This is a genomic window from Enterobacter sp. BIDMC 29 (genome assembly GCF_019378755.1).
GTDB classification, from domain to species: domain Bacteria; phylum Pseudomonadota; class Gammaproteobacteria; order Enterobacterales; family Enterobacteriaceae; genus Enterobacter; species Enterobacter ludwigii.
Genome location: NZ_CP080000.1, coordinates 220,587 through 240,635, shown reverse-complemented (window position 1 = coordinate 240,635; position 20,049 = coordinate 220,587). Strand labels below are relative to the sequence as shown.

The 20,049-nt window shown below is 54.2% G+C and carries 19 protein-coding genes and 1 tRNA gene; 10 read left to right on the top strand and 10 right to left on the bottom strand.

Going from position 1 to position 20,049, the window contains the following annotated elements:
* The 3 genes from JTA15_RS01115 to JTA15_RS01105 form a co-directional block, all read right to left on the bottom strand.
* Nucleotides 1-1,575, bottom strand: coding sequence for an iron ABC transporter permease (locus tag JTA15_RS01115; protein ID WP_219372754.1), 1,575 nt, complete (start codon nt 1,573-1,575; stop codon nt 1-3).
* Between the two features lie 24 nt (nt 1,576-1,599).
* Nucleotides 1,600-2,616, bottom strand: coding sequence for an iron ABC transporter substrate-binding protein (locus JTA15_RS01110; protein WP_106503783.1), 1,017 nt, complete (start codon nt 2,614-2,616; stop codon nt 1,600-1,602).
* 330 nt (nt 2,617-2,946) lie between these two features.
* Nucleotides 2,947-3,023: transfer RNA gene (locus tag JTA15_RS01105), tRNA-Arg, on the bottom strand.
* A gap of 278 nt (nt 3,024-3,301) precedes the next feature.
* Here JTA15_RS01105 and JTA15_RS01100 point away from each other — a divergent pair.
* The 3 genes from JTA15_RS01100 (at nt 3,302) to fimZ (ending at nt 6,186) form a co-directional block, all read left to right on the top strand.
* Entirely contained in the window at nt 3,302-4,000 is a 699-nt protein-coding gene (locus JTA15_RS01100; RefSeq protein ID WP_219372753.1) for an EAL domain-containing protein, read from the top strand.
* A 24-nt stretch (nt 4,001-4,024) separates the two neighbouring features.
* Entirely contained in the window at nt 4,025-4,741 is a 717-nt protein-coding gene (locus JTA15_RS01095; protein WP_032677572.1) for a response regulator transcription factor, read from the top strand.
* Between the two features lie 812 nt (nt 4,742-5,553).
* Nucleotides 5,554-6,186, top strand: coding sequence for a fimbria biosynthesis transcriptional regulator FimZ (fimZ, locus tag JTA15_RS01090; protein WP_014168952.1), 633 nt, complete (start codon nt 5,554-5,556; stop codon nt 6,184-6,186).
* Between the two features lie 51 nt (nt 6,187-6,237).
* On the opposite strand, the gene sfmF is transcribed toward fimZ, so the two are convergent.
* The 6 genes from sfmF to fimA form a co-directional block, all read right to left on the bottom strand.
* On the bottom strand, nt 6,238-6,762 hold the full coding sequence (gene sfmF, locus JTA15_RS01085; protein ID WP_032681530.1) for a fimbria assembly protein: 525 nt from the start codon (nt 6,760-6,762) through the stop codon (nt 6,238-6,240).
* Between the two features lie 9 nt (nt 6,763-6,771).
* Nucleotides 6,772-7,779, bottom strand: a complete 1,008-nt coding sequence (fimH, locus tag JTA15_RS01080; protein WP_020885154.1) for a type 1 fimbria D-mannose specific adhesin FimH — start codon at nt 7,777-7,779, stop codon at nt 6,772-6,774.
* Nucleotides 7,772-10,333: a fimbrial biogenesis usher protein gene (locus JTA15_RS01075; RefSeq protein ID WP_106503780.1), complete on the bottom strand. Its 2,562-nt coding sequence runs from the start codon at nt 10,331-10,333 to the stop codon at nt 7,772-7,774. The genes fimH and JTA15_RS01075 overlap by 8 nt, the downstream gene beginning before the upstream one ends.
* A 14-nt stretch (nt 10,334-10,347) precedes the next feature.
* Entirely contained in the window at nt 10,348-11,040 is a 693-nt protein-coding gene (gene fimC, locus JTA15_RS01070; protein ID WP_020885156.1) for a type 1 fimbria chaperone FimC, read from the bottom strand.
* Between the two features lie 34 nt (nt 11,041-11,074).
* Nucleotides 11,075-11,620: a type 1 fimbrial protein subunit FimI gene (gene fimI / locus JTA15_RS01065; RefSeq protein WP_020885157.1), complete on the bottom strand. Its 546-nt coding sequence runs from the start codon at nt 11,618-11,620 to the stop codon at nt 11,075-11,077.
* A gap of 67 nt (nt 11,621-11,687) precedes the next feature.
* Entirely contained in the window at nt 11,688-12,251 is a 564-nt protein-coding gene (fimA, locus tag JTA15_RS01060; protein ID WP_020885158.1) for a type 1 fimbrial major subunit FimA, read from the bottom strand.
* Nucleotides 12,252-12,561: 310 nt separating this feature from the next.
* Here fimA and folD point away from each other — a divergent pair, with 310 nt between their 5' ends.
* The 5 genes from folD to JTA15_RS01035 all read left to right on the top strand — a co-directional run bounded on the left by folD (nt 12,562) and on the right by JTA15_RS01035 (nt 17,056).
* A complete protein-coding gene (gene folD, locus JTA15_RS01055; protein ID WP_014168945.1) occupies nt 12,562-13,428 on the top strand; it encodes a bifunctional methylenetetrahydrofolate dehydrogenase/methenyltetrahydrofolate cyclohydrolase FolD in 867 nt (288 codons plus the stop codon).
* Nucleotide 13,429: 1 nt separating this feature from the next.
* Nucleotides 13,430-13,642 carry a ribosome-associated protein YbcJ gene (ybcJ, locus tag JTA15_RS01050; protein WP_014168944.1) on the top strand — a complete coding sequence of 71 codons (213 nt, stop codon included), beginning with the start codon at nt 13,430-13,432 and terminating at the stop codon, nt 13,640-13,642.
* 219 nt (nt 13,643-13,861) lie between these two features.
* On the top strand, nt 13,862-15,361 hold the full coding sequence (locus tag JTA15_RS01045; RefSeq protein ID WP_014168943.1) for a PTS transporter subunit EIIC: 1,500 nt from the start codon (nt 13,862-13,864) through the stop codon (nt 15,359-15,361).
* Nucleotides 15,362-15,445: 84 nt separating this feature from the next.
* Nucleotides 15,446-16,462 carry a Mal regulon transcriptional regulator MalI gene (gene malI / locus JTA15_RS01040; RefSeq protein ID WP_014168942.1) on the top strand — a complete coding sequence of 339 codons (1,017 nt, stop codon included), beginning with the start codon at nt 15,446-15,448 and terminating at the stop codon, nt 16,460-16,462.
* A gap of 72 nt (nt 16,463-16,534) precedes the next feature.
* Nucleotides 16,535-17,056, top strand: a complete 522-nt coding sequence (locus JTA15_RS01035) for a metal-dependent hydrolase (RefSeq protein WP_020885160.1) — start codon at nt 16,535-16,537, stop codon at nt 17,054-17,056.
* 78 nt (nt 17,057-17,134) lie between these two features.
* On the opposite strand, the gene cysS is transcribed toward JTA15_RS01035, so the two are convergent.
* Complete coding sequence (cysS, locus tag JTA15_RS01030) at nt 17,135-18,520, bottom strand: cysteine--tRNA ligase (RefSeq protein ID WP_219372752.1); 1,386 nt, start codon at nt 18,518-18,520, stop codon at nt 17,135-17,137.
* Between the two features lie 174 nt (nt 18,521-18,694).
* Between cysS and ppiB the strand changes: the two genes are divergently transcribed.
* Nucleotides 18,695-19,189, top strand: a complete 495-nt coding sequence (ppiB, locus tag JTA15_RS01025; RefSeq protein WP_014168939.1) for a peptidylprolyl isomerase B — start codon at nt 18,695-18,697, stop codon at nt 19,187-19,189.
* A gap of 3 nt (nt 19,190-19,192) precedes the next feature.
* Nucleotides 19,193-19,915, top strand: a complete 723-nt coding sequence (gene lpxH, locus JTA15_RS01020) for a UDP-2,3-diacylglucosamine diphosphatase (protein WP_219372751.1) — start codon at nt 19,193-19,195, stop codon at nt 19,913-19,915.
* Nucleotides 19,916-20,049 lie beyond the last annotated feature (134 nt).

The window sequence follows — 20,049 nt, the reverse complement described above, 5'->3', positions numbered from 1 at the left end:
TCATAGTCCTGCAATTTTTTTCGACTGCACGTAGAGGATGGCGGTCAGCGGGAGTGAAATCAGGATCATCAGCATCGCGTACGGCGCGGCGGCAACATAATCGATCTCACTGGTCAGCGCCCAGAAACCGGTGGAAAGCGTGCGTGTTCCCAGCGGGGAGAGCAGCAGCGTGGCGGTCAGTTCGTTGCTGACGCCGAGGAAAACAAGCGCAGCCCCCGCGGCGGCACCCGGCGCGGCCAGCCGCATGGTAACGCTCCACAGCGCCTTCGCAGGCGTGCTGCCAAGGCTACGCGCCACGTTTTCCAGCTCTACCGGCGCCTGTGCAATCCCGGCCCGCAGGTTGATGAGCGCGCGGGGCATAAACATCAGCAGATAGGCGAGGAACAGCGTAATTTCCGTCTGATAAATGGGGCGGGCGTAATGAATCGTCACCGTTACCAGCGCGAGAGCGGTCACAATCCCCGGCAGCGAGCTGGTGATGTAGATACACCCTTCCAGCATCCGGAAGACGCGGTGCGGATAACGGATACCAAGCCACGCAATGGGGATCACGCAGGCCGTGGTCAGCAGTGCGCCACCCACGCCGAGCATGAGCGTCTGGCGCAGGGAGTGCCAGAGGTCCACGCTCATCCAGTTCTCAATACCGCCCAGCCAGACCCAGCGACAGAGCACAATTAACGGTACGCCCAGCGCCAGCACGATCAGCGTGAGGAAAAACAGCTGGCCCAGCGTGGCCGCGACCGGCTTCAGCGGCCAGCGTTTCTGTTCACGTGCAGCCCCGCCGCCGATGCGCGCATAGCGTGCTTTTCCGCGCGTCACCCCTTCCAACATTAAGATGGCCAGACAGCATAAGGCCAGCACGCCCGCCAGCATATTGGCTGCCGGGCCGCTGAAGGTAGACTGAAACTGGTCATAAATCGCGGTGGTGAACGTATCAAAGCGGATCATCACGTACAGGCCGTATTCCGCCAGCAGGTGCAGCGCGACCAGCAGCGCCCCGCCGCAGATAGCAAGCTTGAGCTGCGGCAACACTACGCGGAAAAAGACCCGCCACGGCGGCGTGCCGAGCGACGCGGCCACATCTTCAAGCGTCGGGTCGAGGCGGCGCAGTACCGCGGCAACCGGCAAGTAGATAAACGGGTAGTAAGCTAAAACAGAGAGGAATACTCCCGCTGAGAGACCGTGCAGGGAGGGGACGACGCTCACCCAGGCATAGCTTTGTACAAACGCGGGGATTGCCAGCGGGGCGACCGCCAGCGCAGACCATATTCCCCGCCCGGCCAGCCGGGTACGCTCCGTGAGCCAGGCTATCGCCACGCCGGTCACAATACAAAGCGGAACCGCTAAGGCCGTCAGCCACAGCGTGTTGCTGAGTAGCTCAGCAACACGCGGGCGGAACACCAGCGTCTTAATGGTCTCCCAGCCCGTCTCAATGCCAATGGCAATGATAAAACCCAGAGGCAGAAGCGCCATTAATGAAAATAAGACAGCTAACGCAACCATCGGCAGCGCAGGTCGCCTGCGGGCAGGCTCCTGCATCCTGTTTTTTCCGATGTCGAGACTCAGACCAGACATAAGGCGTTCACTTAACTCTCAGGATCACAGCAGGCCGGCTTGCGTCATCAGCTCGATAACTTTTTTGCTGTTAAGCGTTGAAGGTTCCACTTTCGGCGCATCCAGATCTTTCAGCGGAACCAGTTTCGGGTTAGAGGCCGCGTTCACGCCAACCGCATATTCAAACGCGTTGTTGGTGCGCAGGCTCTCCTGACCTTCTTTACCGGTGATCCACTTGATGAATGCCTGAGCCTGTTCTTTGTGTTTGCTGGACGCCAGTACGCCACCGCCGGAAAGGCTGACAAAGGCGCCCGGATCCTGATGTTTGAAGTAGTAGAGTTGGGTGTTTTTGCTGTTTTCACCCGTTTTGGACTGATCGACAAAACGGTAGTAGTGATAAATCACACCGCCATCAATCTGGCCGGCGTTAACGGCTTTCATCACGGTGCTGTTACCTTTGTAGGCCACAAAATTGGTTTTCATCGCCTTCAGCCACTCAAGGGTGGCCTGCTCGCCTTTCAGGGCCAGCATCGCACTCACGATCGCCTGGAAATCCGCGCCTGACGGCGATGCCGCCCAGCGGCCTTTCCACTCAGGTTTCGCCAGATCCATCAGCGATGTTGGCAATTGCTGTTCGCTCAATTTTTCCGGGTTATAGACAAACACCGTGCTACGCGCAGCAATCCCGATCCAGCGCCCGTGCACAGGACGAAATTCCGCAGGCACCTGCTTCAGGGTCTCTGCATCCAGTGGCGCGAACAGTTTGGCATTATCCACCAGAACCATTGAAGGCGAGTTTTCCGTCAGAAACACGTCTGCAGGTGATGCCGTGCCTTCCTGAACCAGCTGATTACCCAGCTCGCTGTCATCGCCATTACGCAGCGTCACCTTAATACCTGTTTCTTTGGTAAAACCGTCAACCCACGCCTTCACCAGATTTTCATGCTGCGCGTTATAAACAACGATACCTTCGTTGTTATCAGCGGCAATTGCTTGTGTGGAAAGGAAAAGAGATGAAGACAACAAGGCAAGCGAGAAGCATGACAACAGGCGAGAATTCATGAACATATCCTTTATAGACCAGGGTGATTTACCACGCATAGCGTTGTGGGACAGGATTAAAGCATACAAAAACGCTAATGATAATTAGTATCAATCAAGTTTAGTCGTAAAAGTGTAAAATATTCTTATACAGCGGATAAATATGATAAAAATCCAGATTATAAAAATGGATGAAATAAAGATTAAGAAAACCTTAGGCTGGAAAAATAACAAATATTCATTAGCGTTCTATTTATTTCCCGATTATTTAATCGACAGAATGAGATCGGCATAAACGTGTATTTAGCGTAAAACGGGAGAGTGGAAGCGAAAAAGGGTGAAGGCAGTAAATGGCACGCCCTGTAGGATTCGAACCTACGACCTACGGCTTAGAAGGCCGTTGCTCTATCCAACTGAGCTAAGGGCGCACTGAGAAGAGTGAACTTCGCGGTGGTGAAACGCCTGGAATTATACGGTCAATGACAGGTGAGTCAATGCCTTTTCGGCTTTCAGGGGCAATTACCGCTAGCCGATTGTAAATACGGCTGTTTTTTCAACATTCATCGCTTTTCCGTCGTAGAATTTCGCGCTGCGAAAAGGCTTAGTTGCATTTAAGTAACGCCTGCTGTTTTCCTGAGCGTCAGCTCGTCACACTAGTGTGAGGTATCCCGGCCGCCTGGAGGCTGACAGACAACAGGACCATGGAGTGACAGCGCAAAACCTGACCTATACGCCCCCCCGGTTACAGTACCTTTCTCAGGACATCGTCGGCATCAAACTTGAGCCCATCGTCGCCCTCTCCTCTTTACGCAGGGTCGGCGTGGAGGTCCTTAGCGTCCTGTCTGAAACGCAGCATAGCGAAGCCTTTTTCCGCCATCAGTCTGCAGACTGGTCGATAACGCTGCTTGAAGCACAGCTCACCGCGTTAAAAAATACCCCGCACTGTAATAATTTTTTCATTAATCTGCCGATAACCGTCCTGACAGAGCCCGACGCTTTTCAGCGGCTTAGCCGGATAAAATGTCCGCCGCTGAATATTGAACTTGTCGACCCCAGTGCTTTTTTAACGCTGTCAGCCGCGCAGAGGCAGACCGTTACCCGGAGCCTGTTGCAGCTCATAAGACAAGGTCACGGTATCTGGCTGGATGACATTGATGAAACACTCATCCCGCCCTTTTTATCCTGCCAGTTACCGTTAAGCGGCGTAAAAATCGATAAGAATGCATTCTGGCGTTTACGCGCCACACCCGCGCTAAGGCAACTGGTGTCCCGGTGCTTTCAGCTTGCCGGGAAAGTGCTTATTGAAGGTATTGAGACTGAGCAGGATTGTACCTGGGCACTGCAGGCAGGCGCAGAACTCGGCCAGGGCTATTACTGGCCGTCCTGGACATGGCCGGAGGATTAAAAAGCCATTTCCAGGGGGGAGGCCATGCGAATGACAGTGCGCCGTTACCGGCGGCGGCGTACAGGAAGTGATGCACTGGGATTTACGCGCTCGCCTTTTGCTCCCCCCTTCTTCGACCGGCTCGAATTTTTGAGTCAGTCCATCAGCCAGCCCCGCAAAACAGACGCTCCGTTTATCATTCTGGTGACGGAGGATCATTTTCTGCGCACCGGTTTTCTCAACGGCCAATTTCCCCTGAGCAGCTGTTGCGACTACCCCACGCTGGAGGATGCGTTTAGCGCCCTGGCCCAGTGGCCATCCGCCCGTCTGGTGGTGGATATTGAAAGCCGCTCCACTGCGCTGATCGACAAGCTGGATCAGCTCAGAAGGCATAGCCTCTATCCCCCTTTTCTGACGCCCTATCTGTTAGTCAGGGCGGATAATTACGATACTCGCCTGTTCTGCAAAGCGGCGGGCCCTTTTCACGTGCTCGAACGTCAGCTGACGCCGTCTGCTTTCCAGCACAGCCTGATGGATACCAGCCCTCCCCAGGGCTGCGATAAAGACTGGTTCTCCCGCACCGAATGGCCTATTTTGCAGGAGTTATCGCGGGGGAAGACCCTTCGCCAGATAGCGTTGATGCAGAATCGCCCCTATAGCCGCATTATCTATCGTCTCAGCTGCATTCTGTTGAAACTGGGTCTGACCCATCGCCAGGAACTGCTGCACCTTCTCAATAACCTCTCAGACTGCACCTTCTAACCCACCCACTAAGCCCTTATTTCCTAAAGACCTTTAGGAATTTACTTATCAATCATGTTACTTAATTGTTAAATTTTAACAATAATTTCAATTTTATAACTATTCCTAATTTACGGGCTTAAACCATGTGAAATGTCACAGAATGAATAATCTGCAGCACTTTCCTCCGTGCGTTAAGTGTTTGATAAAGGAGTTAATAAGACGATAATGATGTAAAAACAAGCGGCTCGGCGAGACTGCCTGGCAGTCAAAAGCGAAGTCTGTAGTATGTTCTGCTGTACGACGGGTGCCCTTTCCGGCGACGACCCGATCACTTTCAAACGAAGGTCTGGTGCCCTCTGTGAACACTTTTTCGCCATCCGATCCCGCTTTCAGCCCCTGAAAATGGCCGTCGATTTGTTAACATTTGATCAACATACAGTGTGATATGTCATTTTTTGTTATTACATAAAGATCAAAAGATGCGGTAAATGGGATAACAGGATATTTAAGCTAATTTTAAAAAAATAGCTATTCGGATCCAGAAGATAATACAAAGTAATAAGCGAGGGGTAATTTACAGGGTTTTCGGAAAAAACTTACACGGTATAATAAGACGCGTATCAAATATGAATAAGAAAAACCTTTTTGCCAACACCAGCCAAATGAGATGACCGCGCTGAGGCATAGATTTCTTCACTACGTTAACAAGGATGCTTTCGCTCTTTCCAGGGAAATACTACGGTATAAGGATCTGCACATTTATCCTTCCGGCATTTCGAGAGTTTTAACCAAACTCGGCATAACGCTTTTAACAGTCTGAGGCATTAAAAATGAAACCGGCATCCGTTATCATTATGGACGAACACCCTATCGTCAGAATGTCGATAGAAGTCCTGCTACAGAAAAATAAAAACATCACAGTCAAACTCAAGTCTGGCGACAGCCATGAAGTCCTTGACTGTATCCGTAACCACCCTATCGATCTGGTGATCCTGGACATCGAACTTACGGGCACAGATGGCTTCGCTTTACTGAAGAGAATCAGAAACTTAAATAAAGACATCAAGGTCCTGTTCCTCTCTTCAAAATCCGAGTCTTTTTACGCGGGACGCGCCATTCGCGCCGGGGCAAATGGTTTTGTCAGTAAACGAAAAGATTTGGGCGAGATCTACAACGCCGTTGAAATGATCCTGATGGGCTATTCTTTTTTCCCGTCGGAAACGTTGAATTTTATAAACCATTTGGGTTCGGGGAAAGGGATGGTCGCGGATATGCCATTATCGAATCGTGAGGTGACGGTATTACGTTACCTGGCAAATGGTTTATCCAATAAGGAGATTGCAGAGCAGTTGCTATTAAGCAACAAAACCATCAGCGCACATAAATCCAATATTTATTCCAAGCTGGGTGTGCAAAGCATCGTTGAATTAATTGATTATGCCAAAGCACACGAACTGCTATAACCTGAATTCACTCCCTGCAGCTTATCCGAGCTGCAGGGAGTGCGGTCAGCGCTAATTATAATTAATCATGAAGGTGGCATCAGCATCAGCCCGTCCGGGCTGAGGGTTATCAGCAGTGGCAATATAATTGGCATAAAATGACAATGTCGCATTTCCCTGCGCATCAACCGCTACCGGCTGGCTGGCCTCCTGAAGTGCCAGACGCGTTTTATCCGCATCCCTGATCTCGACGGCAACGTTGCTTGCCGTACTGGCATCATTGAGCGCCAGTAACCCGTTATTGCTTCCGTCGGCTTTACCCGAAAACGTGATGGACGCCGCACCAGGCGGACAGCCGGTCAGCTTCAGCGTAAACGGCATGGGCTGCGTGCGGCTTCCCGTGGTGCTGAGCTGTTTCGTGGGCCAGGTTCCCAGCGTGACGGTCTTGTCGCTATCGCTGCCCTCGGCCACACAGGTAAAATCAACAATGTTGCCGTACATCTGAATATTGATCTCCCCCAGCGCAGTGGCTGCCTGCGCGCTGGCGTGAAGCATCATCAGTGTCATCGCGGCGAAATGCCAGTTCCGGTTCCGCATCTCTTCCCCTTAATCGTAATCCACACGCAGATAACCCCGTGACGTGAAACGGCCTTCCGCAGGCTTATTCCCCGTCACGCTGACCGGCCAGACCCGGATCCCCACCTGCGCCTGCGCACTGTCGTCGAGCCGGAACGGAATTTTGCTGGTCAGGTTGTTGGGTGTTAGCGGGGTACCGCTTTCGTTGGCAATCACAAACCCCACATCGGGGTTATCCGACACCACCGCGTTGCTGGAGACCTTTTCTGCCTCAACGCGCATCGTCAGCATTGCGTTCGCTTCCACGTTGGTGCATTTGATGGCGATGGTTTTGCTTTGTGCGGTTACCCCTTCCGGTTTGTTACCCGCCCCGGCCTTGCTGAACAGGGAGGCCCCGATATCGCCGAAGTCAAACTCCACGATATTCCCCGCATTGATGGCGCAGCTTTGCGGCACCTGAATGGTCCCGCTGTAGCTGATGGTGTAGACCGGCGAGGTTAACGGATCAGAGGAGGTAGTGGTGACATAGACGCGGAACATGGTCGCCCGCGGGATCACCACCATATTAATAAACCGTCGGGTCACTTTGAGGCGAAAGACGAGGCTGGAATCCTGAACGCCAAACGGTTTGTTTTTAGAGACGTTCGGGTGACTCCCCATCTGGATGTAACTTTTGGGCGGATAAAATACGCCAGCAAAGCTGTCCGTAATTTTCATTGCCCCATCCAGATAGTCGTTTAGCTTCAGGTACTGATAGCCATCACTCGTTCCCGTGACCGGGTAATCGGTAACATAACTACGTTTGGTCGTGTTCCCGGTGGTACCCTTCGGGCAGACGGCATTCACCCCCACCCACTGCGATTTCTCGCTGAGCGTCACCACCTGTCCGATCTGGTTATTCGAACTGTTAAATTTATCCGTCAGGTCGTAATGCACCTCCGTAGGGACGCCCTTTTCATTCACACACACGGTGGCTAAGGCATTCCCCACGGGCAAAATAGAGAGAAGTGATAAAGCCAGGCAATGGATTTTACTCACAGCGAATCCCCTTAAGTGTGATTGCCTGTTGCAGGCTCTTTTCTGGCAAGCTGTAGTGCGCACGACACTGGGATTGCATCCCGTTGCCCCACTGGATCAGCAGTTCACCTTCCAGCGGCAGGCCGCTCAGGTAAATCTGTCCGTCATCGCCCACCATACTGGTGACGCCGCTCTGGGTTTCACGCACCACGGCACCGAATGGCACAGGCTGGTTGCCGCGCGTGACGGTTAGCAGGGCGCGCACGCCAATACGGGTATCAAAGCTGGCGCGTACCAGCGCCCCTTTTGTCGGCACCACGCTGCTCACGTTATTTTCGATATCGGTGTTATTGCTCATGGTGTTGGTATCCAGCGCCACGCGGTTATAGCGGTAGACGGTGGCATACGGCATCACCGCATAGCCACGCCAGTCGGTTTTCACACCGGTCTGGTTTTCCACGCTCACGCCCGATGCTCCCGGCGCTTTGATCAGAACGTTGGTATCACCCAGCGGCTGGCTGAAGGTTACGCCATCCGCATGGCCGACCACGCCGCCGGAGAGCTGCCAGTTGAGATCGTGCTGGTCGCGTGCGTAGTTGTAGCCAACCCCCAGCGTGCCGTAGGTTGCCTGCCAGTTCGCGCTGGCGCTTCCGCTTGAGCCGTTATTGCTGGTGTGGCCCTGGGTCACGCTGTAGTTCAGGTTGCGATCTTCCAGCAACGTCCCACTGACCCCGGTTTGCCAGCTTGTGTCGCCATCACTATTACGGCTGGCTGACGCCGTGGCATAGGCGCGGTCAATGGCGCTGTCCCGACGAAAACCCTGGCGGGTAAAGAGGCTGAACGGTACGGAGACGTTAAACGACGCGATTCGGTCCGTGCCGTCTATCCCGACCGATTTGTTCCATGACCAGGACACGGAGTAGTTGACGCCCTTCACGCCACCCGCGTACCCCAGCTGATACCAGAGGTTGGACTCATCGGTGCCCCAGTACGTCTGTTCACTACCGGAGATATAGACCGAGCCGTAATCCCCCAGCGACTGGGAAATATTGAGCTGGAAGCGCCCTTTTTTATTCCACGTCAGGTTGTGATAACTCTCCACATCCGGCACACCGTCATCATCCTGGTTGTCGGCATACTGGTAGCCTTCCATCGAACGCCACGCGACATCGTCCAGGGTGTAGAACCCTTTTGTGGAGTAGCGGTAGCCCAGCAGCTGGAAGTTGGTTCCGAATCCGTTAAGCGATTTTGCATAGAGGAAACGCAGCGACTGCCCTTCATGGCGGCTGTCATCCGCGAGCTGGCTGCGGGCATGGGTGATATCGAGCGACACCGCCCCCCAGTCACCGAGGTTTTTCCCCGCCCCGATGGCTACCGCGGTATAACGTGACGCGAGTTGGGTACCGCCGTACAGCGTGTAGCCGTCGCCAAGCCCGGTAATCAACGTACCCTGCGTGAAGAATGGCGTATCCTGTTCGCTGTTGCCGCTGCGGTAATCCCCGGCCACCAGGTCATACTTCCAGCGCCCTTCGCGCTGCAGGAGGGGCACGGTGGAATACGGCACGGTATAGCGCTGCTGGCTGCCATCCTTCTCTTCAACCGTCACCTCAAGATCACCGCTTGACGAGGTTGGGTTAAGATCGGTGATGGCAAAGGCGCCAGGCTGTACATAGCTTTGATAGATAACGTAGCCGTTTTGTCGAACGACCACTTTGGCGGGCGTTCGGGCGATGCCGCGAACGGTTGGCGCGTAGCCCTGCAGGCTGTCCGGGTACATGCTGTCAGACGAGAAGAGCCGCCCGCCGCGAAAACCCACGCTGTCGAAAACGTCATTACCGGTATTGCTGTCGCCCAGCACCAGCTCGCTTTTCAGCGGGATCACGGTGCGCTGCGCCCAGGTGCCAATATTCTGCCAGTTGCTGTGCCGCTGCCCGTTATTCTGCGTGTAACGCCATGCGCCATTATTGCGTAAACGCCACGCGCCATAGTTCAGCCCGCTCTGCAGGTTCAGATAATAACTGTCGTCCTCGCTCCCGCGGTTGCCGGTAAAGCTGTAGTTCACCAGCGCGGCAGGGATCCCTTCATCCCATTGATCGGGCGGAATATAACCGCGTGCGCTGTTCTGCATCGCCACCTGTGGCAGGCTGATATTCAGGCGCAGCGAGGCGAAGTTGAACGCGATCTCACTGCCGGGAATCGCCTTCGCCAGGGGAATACAGGTATCCCCTTTCACGTTAACCAGCTCAGGAAAGGCCGCGATATTGACGCCAAAACGCTCCAGCATCACGCGCGTAATGCACGGCGACAGCCCACCGGCAACCGGCGGTGTATTGTCGGCCTGCTCGAAGCGCACATCCTGCGTCGCGATAAACTCATCGTTACGCCAGATATCCACGCGATAAACGCCAGGCGCCTGCTGGTGACCTTGTTCAAAACGCGATAAATCCGCCACGTTGGCGGTGTCATCGGACAAGAAGGCCGGGTTAAAGTAGCTTTCGCTCCAGCCAGCCTGTGGCCAGAGCGCTGCCATGAGCGCCAGTGCGACCGGGCAGTAACGTCCCTGGTGATTATTCATCGCGCTGACTCTGCTCACAGGTTGACGCTACGCGCCGGCGTAATGGCACCGTAGTCATTCACGCTCTGCCAGGAGAGCGTACCGCTTGCGGCGGCTGGCAGTACCTGCTGCGCCGAGTTTTTAGGCGCAACCATCAGGTTATCCAGCGTCTGTCCGCCCAGCTTCATATTGACCAGCGTGATGTAATACGGCGAAGCGTTACTGACTTTGAGGTGGTTGCCGACGCGCTCAAAACGCAGCTGCGAGAGCGCCTCTTCCGGCTGCATCGGCAGATTTGTCGGGCGGACAAACAGCTTGATCCGCGACAGGATAGCCAGCTGCAGCACGTTATTGTTTTCCGTTTTCGCTTTGTTCACGGACGGGATCGCTTTCACGTTCATGTAGAAGAGCGATTCACGATCGGCAGGCAGCGCGGGCCCGGCATAAATAATGCGCAGCGTGTTTTCGCTGTCCGGCTCGCTGACAAACAGCGGCGGGGTCACGGCAAAGGTTTTTTCTTTTTGCCCGTTCGCATTTTCGATCCACGCGTTGATTAAATAGCGCTCTTGTTTATTGCTGTTGGTGATCGCCAGCGAAGTTTGCTTTGCATCTGCCGGATAAATAACGCGGGTGGCCCCCAGCGCAATACCGCCGGAAGCATTTGCGCATGCAGAAACCATCATTAAAATTAACGATAAAAACAGTCCTGGTTTAATTAGGGTATTCATCACAACCGTACCTTTAATAATGTGTTCGCAGGTGTTATGGATAAATCAACGTAAACCAGACATCCGACTGAATATTGCCTGGCACGAGGTGTTCGGAAATAGCCCGATAGCGGGCGCTAAAATGAAACGCAAGCTCACTGGTATTCACCGGCAACCAGCTGACGGCCGTTGCGTTCGGGATAATCTGACGTTGTTGTTCGTCAAAAAGAGCCAGCCCGACGCCGCTGCTTATCGGTGATTCACCTGGCCGCGATGTCGCCAGAAAAACCTGCGGATCTTCTGCTGGCGTAACGCCCTGAAACTGGATCCCCACGGTGCGCGAGACATCCACGCTGCAATCCAGCAGCCGCACGGTGAAGGGCACATTGACCGTGGAAAAACTGCCCACACCGGAAAATGAATTGGTTCGGTACTGCCCCATTTCGATGCGCATGTTCTGGCTGTCGGGTGCCACGGCGCAGCCGCCGTTCACCAGCTCACCTCTGAGATGAACTTTGCCGCCGTCGATCACCACGGTATGTGCTGAGGCCTGGCAGGCCATCGCAAGGGTTAACAGCAGTAGTGTTCCGGTCCTTGTCATCCTTCGTTCCTGGCCTTTGCGTATGACGGCCTCTTCCCTGAGGCCTGAACATCCCTGTGCGGAGGAATTACTCGTATTTCATTACGAAAGTGGCGTCAGCGTTTGCCTGGCCTGGCTCGGTGGTCGCAGCCGTTGATTTGTAACGCGCGGTGAAGTTCAGGGTGTTAGTCCCTTCGATCAGGTTCTGCGCGGCAGAGAAGGTTGAACCATCTGGAGTCAGGGTGGTGGATTTGCTGTCGAGGATCTCGATGCCCACGCCCTTCGCGGAGTTGTCGTTGTTACCAGAGGTTACCGCCAGCAGGGTTTTGTCGGTCGCGTCGATCTGACCGGTGAACGCAACTGCGGCCGTTTTCGCAACCAGTGGGTCACAATCATTCAGTTCAATGGTGAACGGAATATTAGAGGTGGTGTCACCCACTTTCGTGAACTTCGCGGTACGGTATTGGCCCAGGTTAACCGTCTGCTCGGAAGAATCAGTATTTACTGAACATGCAGCATTAACCAGTTCACCTTTAAAGTGTACGGTACCGCCATTTACGGTAACCGGAGTGGCTGTATCTTCTGCATTTGCGGCACCCGCAACCAGGGCCAGAGTAGCAATAACAGTAGAAGCAATGTTGCTGAGTTTCATGTCTATTCCTTTAAAATATAAATAACCCTTCCCGCGAATAATCGGGAATAAGAAATACGTTCAATTGATTAATTGAAAGCTTATTTCGGAGGAGACAAAGTAGCTCATGAATGTATTTTAAAATATGTCAAAACGCTGTCATTTCGCCAGGTCACATCCTAATCCTGCCTAAGAAATTGACCATCCCCTCAGAAGGGTTTTTACGGCCTCCTGATGAAAACTCGCAAAGGGTGACTGACAGCGGCGCTCGCTTCTGACAAAATACAGGCAATCCCCCCTTTCAAACGTTACAGACGGAATCTTCTCTCTGATGGCAGCAAAGATTATTGACGGTAAAACGATTGCGCAGCAGGTACGCTCTGAGGTCGCGGAAAAAGTGAAGGCGCGTAAAGCTGCCGGAAAACGCGCCCCCGGGCTGGCCGTTGTGCTGGTCGGCAGCAACCCGGCATCGCAGATTTATGTCGGCAGCAAACGCAAAGCGTGTGAAGAGGTGGGGTTCGTCTCCCGCTCTTACGATTTGCCGGAAACCACCAGCGAAGCAGAACTGCTGGAACTTATTGATACCCTGAATGCCGACAACGCGATCGACGGTATTCTGGTTCAGCTGCCGCTGCCAGCCGGCATCGACAACGTGAAGGTGCTGGAACGTATCGCCCCCGACAAAGACGTCGACGGTTTCCACCCGTACAACGTGGGCCGTCTGTGCCAGCGCGCGCCGCGTCTGCGTCCGTGCACGCCGCGCGGTATCGTTACGCTGCTGGAGCGTTATAACATCGATACCTACGGTCTGAATGCCGTGGTCATTGGCGCATCAAACATTGTTGGCCGTCCGATGAGCATGGAGCTGCTGCTCGCTGGCTGCACCACCACCGTGACCCACCGCTTCACCAAAAATCTGCGTCATCACGTAGAAAACGCCGATCTGCTGATCGTGGCGGTCGGGAAGCCGGGCTTTATTCCGGGTGAATGGATTAAAGAAGGCGCGATCGTTGTGGACGTCGGTATTAACCGTCTGGAAAACGGGAAAGTGGTCGGTGACGTGGTTTACGAAGATGCTGCGGCTCGCGCCTCTTACATTACCCCAGTACCGGGCGGCGTAGGCCCGATGACCGTTGCCACACTGATTCAGAATACTTTGCAGGCATGCGAAGAGTACCACGACGTAGAGGACGCGTAAGATGGCCACATTTTCATTAGGTAAACACCCGCACGTTGAGCTGTGCGATCTGCTGAAGCTGGAAGGCTGGACCGAAAGCGGCGCACAGGCCAAAATCGCCATTGCCGACGGGCTTGTTAAGGTGGACGGCGCAGTGGAAACCCGCAAGCGCTGCAAAATTGTCGCGGGTCAGACCGTGAGCTTTGAAGGGCAAACCGTGACGGTGACCGCCTGATGCTCTCCCCCTCTCCCGTCGGGAGAGGGAACCCACATTCCCCCACACCCATCACGGTTAATTATCGATCGACTTCAAATAATCACTATTTCATCTGTTGAAAAGTGAAAATTCTGTTGCGCGTTTTTCACTCTTTCCCCACGATAAGTAGAACGTTCTACTAAAACGTTCTACTTACAATAACAGCGCCAAAAAAAGCGCTACTCGGGGGAAATCAGCATGAGTCTGATATCAGGATTTGTTAAATCGCTCTCTAAATTATCGATGATTGGTCGCGCGTTAATGCTGCCAATTTCACTGCTTCCCGCTGCGGGCCTGCTGCTGGCCTTTGGCGATAAGTTTCACCTGCCGCTGATGATGAACGCGGGCGGGGTTATCTTTGATAACCTGCCGATGCTGTTTGCCATTGGTTCCGCCGTGGGGCTGGCATCCGAGTCCGGCATTGCCGCGCTCTCGGCGGCGGTCTCGGTGTTTGTCACCAACATCACCATCAGCACCGTCTTGAGCATCACGCCGGAAATGGCGTCTCAGGGCGGCAAATACGCGATGGTGGTCGGCATCCCGACGTTGCAGATGGGCGTCTTCGGCGGCCTGATCTGCGGGATTCTCGCCGCCTGGTGCTATAACCGTTTCCACACCCTGCAGTTGCCAGAGTTCCTCGGGTTCTTCTCCGGGAAACGCTTTGTGGCGATTGCGACAGCGTTTCTCTCTTTCCTGCTCGGCCTGCTGTTGCCGTATGTCTGGCAGCATATCCAGGCGGGCATCGATGCGCTCTCCGTGGTGGTTAATGGCGATAATCAGGCAGCCTCGACCTTTATCTTCGGTCTGGTGGAACGCGCGCTGATCCCACTCGGCCTGCACCACATCTGGTATCCCTCTTTCTGGTATTCGTTTGGGGATTACACCACCCAGGCCGGTCAGGTGATTCACGGCGACCAGACCATCTGGTTTAAGATGCTCGAAGAAGGGGTCAAATCCTTCAGCAGTGACAGCTACCAGAACGCCGGTAAGTTCATGCAGGGTGAATTCCCGCTGATGCTGTTCGCGCTGCCTGCGGCGTGTCTGGCGATGTACCACGAAGCGCACACCAAAAATAAGAAAATCGCGGCCGGTATTTTGTTCTCTGCGGCGCTCACCTGCTTCCTGACGGGGATCACCGAGCCGGTTGAATTTACCTTTATCTTCGTCGCCCCTATTCTGTACGTCTTTAACGCCATCATGGCCGGTCTGGCGTACATGACCATGTATCTGCTGCATGCGCATATCGCCAAGTCGTTCTCTGCGGGCTTTATCGACTACCTGTCGTTCGGGATCCTGCCGTCATTTAACGGCTACAAAACCAACTTCCTGAACGCCATTATTATCGGCATTCCGATGGGCCTGATTTACTACTTCACGTTCCGCTTTGTGATCCGTCGTTTCGACGTGAAAACGCCGGGCCGTACAGAAGTGACCGCCAGTGCGGACGATAAGTCAGATTCAGAACTCGCCACAGAGATCATCAACCTGCTGGGCGGCGCGCACAACATCGACTCCGTCGGCTCCTGCATCACCCGTCTGCGCCTGGAAGTGGCAAAAAGTGAAGCGGTTGATAAGGACGGTCTGAACGGCCTTGGCGCCCGCGGCGTAGTGTTCGTCGGTGATAACGGTATTCAGGTGATTTTCGGTGCCAGAGCACAGTTTATCGCCCAGACCATGTCCACCATGATTGGCAAATAATAAGATGCCTGAACGACACGTCTCCTGTACGCTGGGGGACGTTGTCTTATCTGGCTGATAATCGGTAAATTTCAGGGAGCGGTTTTGAAGAAAGTCAGCATCATTGATGTCGCAAAGCATGCGGGCGTTTCGGTCTCCACCGTGTCGCTGGTGCTGCGCCAGAAAGGGAAGATTTCAGACGCAACGATCGCGAAGGTCAATGCTGCCATCACTACGCTGGGCTATGTTCACAACGTCGCCGCTGCCAACCTCCGCGCCAACACCTCCAACCTGATCGGCCTGATCCTGCGCGACTTTAGCGACAGCTTTTCCATTAAGGTGATGGCGAGCATCGTCCAGGAGCTGGAGAGACAGGGGTATATGGTTTTCCTCGGCCAGCCGCTGAACGACCATGAACATCTTGAGCGCTGCCTGCTGTCGTTTAAACAGCAGGGGGTCGCCGGCGTTATCTATCTGGCCTCTGACACCCGGGCATCCTCGCTGCCGGAACACATCCGCCAGTGCCCGCTGCCGCTGGTGGTGGTCTCTCAGTCCCTGCTGGATGAAAAATGCAATCTGGTGATGCGCGACAACCGCCAGGCGGCGAACCTTGCCGCGCGTTATCTTATCGAGCGCGGACACCGCAACATTGCCTACATTGGGGGTCGTGAAGGCTGCCTTATCCGCGAGCAGCGTCTGCTCGGCTTTCGCAGCGCGATGACCCAGAACGGTCTGGTCTGGCGTGAGGAATACTCGCCTGCGTGTAGCGATGACACGCTGGCCGCAGGTTTCGCCACCCGCCAGCTGCTGGAAAAAAACAACACCATAACCGCCCTGCTCTGCCACTCGCCGGATGCGATGATCGGCTCCATCTCCGGCATTCATCAGGTGGGGCGCACCGTGGGGAAAGATGTGTTTCTCACCCAGCAGGTCGCGCTGGTTGGTTTTGAAGATATGTTGCACGTGAACCTGACGTCTCCCTCGTTTACCTACGTTTCCTCCGCCAGTGAGGAGACAGGGCGTCAGGCGGCGGGGTTGATTATCCGCAAGTTAAAAGAGCCGGATCTGCAAACACAGCGTATCACCCTTTCCGGGCAGCTTATTGCCCGGGAATCGGCGTAAATAAGACGCTAACACCATCCTCATTGCGCCCATTCGCTGCTATATTTCCCTGCTTTGCCATGGATAATCGCAATGCCTACCGTTATCACCCACGCTGCAGTGCCTTTGTGTCTGGGCTTAGGCCTGGGAAGTAAAATCATCCCTCCCCGCCTGCTGCTTGCCGGCGTCGTCCTCGCCATGCTGCCGGACGCCGACGTGCTGGCGTTTAAGTTCGGCGTTGCCTACGGCAATGTGTTCGGCCACCGCGGCTTTACCCACTCCCTGCTGTTTGCCTTTGTGGTGCCGATACTTTGCGTACTGATGGGCCGACGATGGTTTCGGGCAAGTCTGACCCGCTGCTGGCTGTTCTTAACCGTGTCTCTGCTGTCGCACAGCTTGCTGGATTCCATCACCACCGGAGGGAAAGGCGTCGGCTGGCTGTGGCCGTGGTCAGATGAACGGTTTTTTGCACCGTGGCAGGTCATTAAGGTCGCGCCGTTTGCGCTGTCACGCTATACCACGCCCTACGGGCATCAGGTGATTATGTCGGAGCTGCTGTGGGTGTGGCTGCCAGGGGTCGTACTGATGGGGCTGTTGTGGTGGAAGCGGAGGTAAAAGCAAAACGGCAACCCAGTTGCCGTTTTAGTGTTTGCACCCTCTCCCGGTGGGAGAGGGCATCAGCGCGCACCAGAATTATTTTCGACGCCAGGTGGTTCCCTGCGGGCCATCTTCCAGAATGATGCCCATTTCCGTCAGACGGTTACGCGCGGCATCTGCTGCCGCCCAGTCTTTCGCCTGACGCGCTTCCAGACGCGCGTTGATAAGTTGCTCAATCTCCGCCACTTCGCTATCGTCCGCCTGTGCACCGCTTTGCAGGAACAGATCCGGTTCCTGCTCCAGCAGACCCAGTACCGAAGAGAGCTTACGCAGATGGGAGGCCAATGCATTCGCTGCCGCCATATCTTCTGACTTCAGACGGTTAACTTCACGCGCCATATCAAACAGCACGGAGTAGGCTTCCGGCGTGTTGAAGTCATCGTTCATCACGTCAATAAAGCGCGCTTCAAACGCCTCACCACCTGCCGCGGGTACAGATATATCGGTACCGCGCAGGGCAGTGTACAGACGCTCCAGCGCCGCACGCGCCTGTTTCAGGTTCTCTTCGCTGTAGTTCAGCTGGCTGCGATAGTGACCAGACATCAGGAAGTAGCGCACGGTTTCCGCATCGTAATATTTCAGCACGTCGCGCACGGTGAAGAAGTTGCCCAGAGATTTAGACATCTTCTCACGGTCAACCATCACCATCCCGGAGTGCATCCAGTAGTTCACGTACTCGCCACCATGCGCACAGGTTGACTGTGCAATTTCGTTTTCATGGTGCGGGAACATCAGATCCGAACCGCCACCGTGAATATCGAAATGTTTGCCCAGCTGTTTGCAGTTCATCGCCGAGCACTCAATGTGCCAGCCAGGACGCCCTTCGCCCCACGGGGAAGGCCAGCTTGGTTCGCCCTCTTTGGACATCTTCCACAGCACGAAGTCCATCGGGTTACGCTTCACGTCCACCACATCAACGCGTGCACCGGCCTGCAGCTGATCCAGATCCTGACGGGAAAGCTGACCGTAGGTAGGGTCAGTCGGCACGGAGAACATCACGTCACCGTTATCGGCCACATAGGCGTGACCACGTTCGATCAGCTTCTCGGTGATGTCGATAATTTCGTGGATATGGTGGGTGGCACGCGGCTCGCTGTCCGGACGCTGAATATTCAGGGCGTCGAAATCTTTGTGCATTTCCGCGATCATACGATCCACCAGCGCAACAAAGCTTTCGCCATTTTCGTTCGCGCGCTTGATGATTTTGTCGTCGATGTCGGTGATGTTGCGCACGTATTTCAGGTTGTAGCCCAGAAAACGCAGGTAGCGCGAGACAACGTCGAATGCAACAAAGGTACGGCCATGGCCGATATGACAGAGATCGTAAACCGTAATACCACACACGTACATGCCGACTTCCCCGGCATGGATAGGTTTAAATTCCTCTTTTTGGCGCGTCATTGTATTAAAGATTTTTAACATCGAAGATTCCATGTAAACACGTGTGTGGTTGAAAACCGGTTATTCTACCTGTAATTCAAACCTGAAGCAGCACACAATGCAAGGTGATCGCATCCTGTGGTTATGCTATAACAAGCCCCTATAGATGACCCAAACGCGGGTCGACGTACCACAATAACGGAACAGGATGCAAAAATGGTTACTTTCCACACTAATCATGGCGATATCGTAATCAAAACCTTTGATGACAAAGCGCCTGAAACAGTTAAAAACTTCCTGGACTACTGCCGCGAAGGTTTCTACAACAACACTATTTTCCACCGCGTGATCAACGGCTTTATGATCCAGGGCGGCGGTTTCGAACCTGGCATGAACCAGAAAGCGACGAAAGAAGCGATCAAAAACGAAGCGAACAACGGTCTGAAAAACACCCGTGGTACGCTGGCGATGGCGCGTACGCAGGCTCCTCACTCTGCAACAGCCCAGTTCTTCATCAACGTTGCTGACAACGACTTCCTGAACTTCTCCGGCGAAAGCCTGCAGGGTTGGGGCTACTGCGTCTTCGCAGAAGTGGTTGAAGGTATGGACGTAGTCGACAAAATCAAAGCCGTGGCGACCGGCCGCAGCGGCATGCATCAGGACGTTCCAAAAGAAGACGTCGTGATTAACAGCGTGACCGTCAGCGAGTAATTCGTGGCGACACTCTTTATTGCAGATTTGCACCTGCAAACAGAAGAACCGGCGATCACCGCCGGTTTTCTGCGTTTTTTACGCGGTGAAGCGAAAAGTGCCGATGCACTTTACATTCTGGGTGACCTGTTTGAAGCCTGGATTGGCGACGACGATCCCAACCCGCTGCACCGTGAGATGGCGGCTGCCATTAAAGCGCTGGTCGATTCCGGCGTCCCCTGCTTCTTTATCCACGGCAATCGTGATTTCCTGCTCGGCAAGCACTACGCCCGCGAAAGCGGCATGACGCTGCTGCCGGAAGAGCAGGTACTCGACCTTTATGGCCGAAAGGTGTTAATCATGCACGGTGACACACTCTGCACTGACGACACCGGCTATCAGGCGTTTCGCGCTAAGGTTCATACCCCGTGGATCCAAAAACTATTCCTGGCTCTGCCGCTGTTTATCCGCAAGCGGATCGCAGCCAGAATGCGTGCCGACAGTAAGGCCGCCAACAGCGGCAAATCCATGGCCATTATGGACGTTAATCCCCAGGCGGTAGTCAGGGTCATGGAAAAACACCGCGTTCAGTGGTTGATCCACGGTCATACTCATCGTCCCGATGTGCATACCCTTACCGCCAACGGCGAAGTGGCCCACCGCGTCGTCCTGGGGGCCTGGCACAGCGAAGGTTCAATGGTCAGCGTCACGCCTGACGGTGTGGAATTGATCGCTTTCCCGTTTTAACCTGCCAAAAAATCATTCTATTTTTTTGAACAATATCGGCAAATTGTTTCGATTTTAATCAGCCCGTGGTCGGCCTATTATTTATCACATCAGGGCAACACGCCCTATCCCAGATAAAACATTTAAGGAATACG

What these genes read in the sequence shown, in the direction of transcription:
- ybcJ (WP_014168944.1), top strand. Translation starts at nt 13,430, where the DNA reads ATGGCCACATTTTCATTAGGTAAACACCCGCACGTTGAGCTGTGCGAT.
- JTA15_RS01045 (WP_014168943.1), top strand. Translation starts at nt 13,862, where the DNA reads ATGAGTCTGATATCAGGATTTGTTAAATCGCTCTCTAAATTATCGATG.
- sfmF (WP_032681530.1), bottom strand. Translation starts at nt 6,762, where the DNA reads ATGCGGAACCGGAACTGGCATTTCGCCGCGATGACACTGATGATGCTT.
- JTA15_RS01110 (WP_106503783.1), bottom strand. Translation starts at nt 2,616, where the DNA reads ATGAATTCTCGCCTGTTGTCATGCTTCTCGCTTGCCTTGTTGTCTTCA.
- fimZ (WP_014168952.1), top strand. Translation starts at nt 5,554, where the DNA reads ATGAAACCGGCATCCGTTATCATTATGGACGAACACCCTATCGTCAGA.
- folD (WP_014168945.1), top strand. Translation starts at nt 12,562, where the DNA reads ATGGCAGCAAAGATTATTGACGGTAAAACGATTGCGCAGCAGGTACGC.
- cysS (WP_219372752.1), bottom strand. Translation starts at nt 18,520, where the DNA reads ATGTTAAAAATCTTTAATACAATGACGCGCCAAAAAGAGGAATTTAAA.
- JTA15_RS01095 (WP_032677572.1), top strand. Translation starts at nt 4,025, where the DNA reads ATGCGAATGACAGTGCGCCGTTACCGGCGGCGGCGTACAGGAAGTGAT.
- fimA (WP_020885158.1), bottom strand. Translation starts at nt 12,251, where the DNA reads ATGAAACTCAGCAACATTGCTTCTACTGTTATTGCTACTCTGGCCCTG.
- JTA15_RS01035 (WP_020885160.1), top strand. Translation starts at nt 16,535, where the DNA reads ATGCCTACCGTTATCACCCACGCTGCAGTGCCTTTGTGTCTGGGCTTA.
- fimI (WP_020885157.1), bottom strand. Translation starts at nt 11,620, where the DNA reads ATGACAAGGACCGGAACACTACTGCTGTTAACCCTTGCGATGGCCTGC.
- fimC (WP_020885156.1), bottom strand. Translation starts at nt 11,040, where the DNA reads ATGAATACCCTAATTAAACCAGGACTGTTTTTATCGTTAATTTTAATG.
- JTA15_RS01075 (WP_106503780.1), bottom strand. Translation starts at nt 10,333, where the DNA reads ATGAATAATCACCAGGGACGTTACTGCCCGGTCGCACTGGCGCTCATG.
- ppiB (WP_014168939.1), top strand. Translation starts at nt 18,695, where the DNA reads ATGGTTACTTTCCACACTAATCATGGCGATATCGTAATCAAAACCTTT.
- JTA15_RS01115 (WP_219372754.1), bottom strand. Translation starts at nt 1,575, where the DNA reads ATGTCTGGTCTGAGTCTCGACATCGGAAAAAACAGGATGCAGGAGCCT.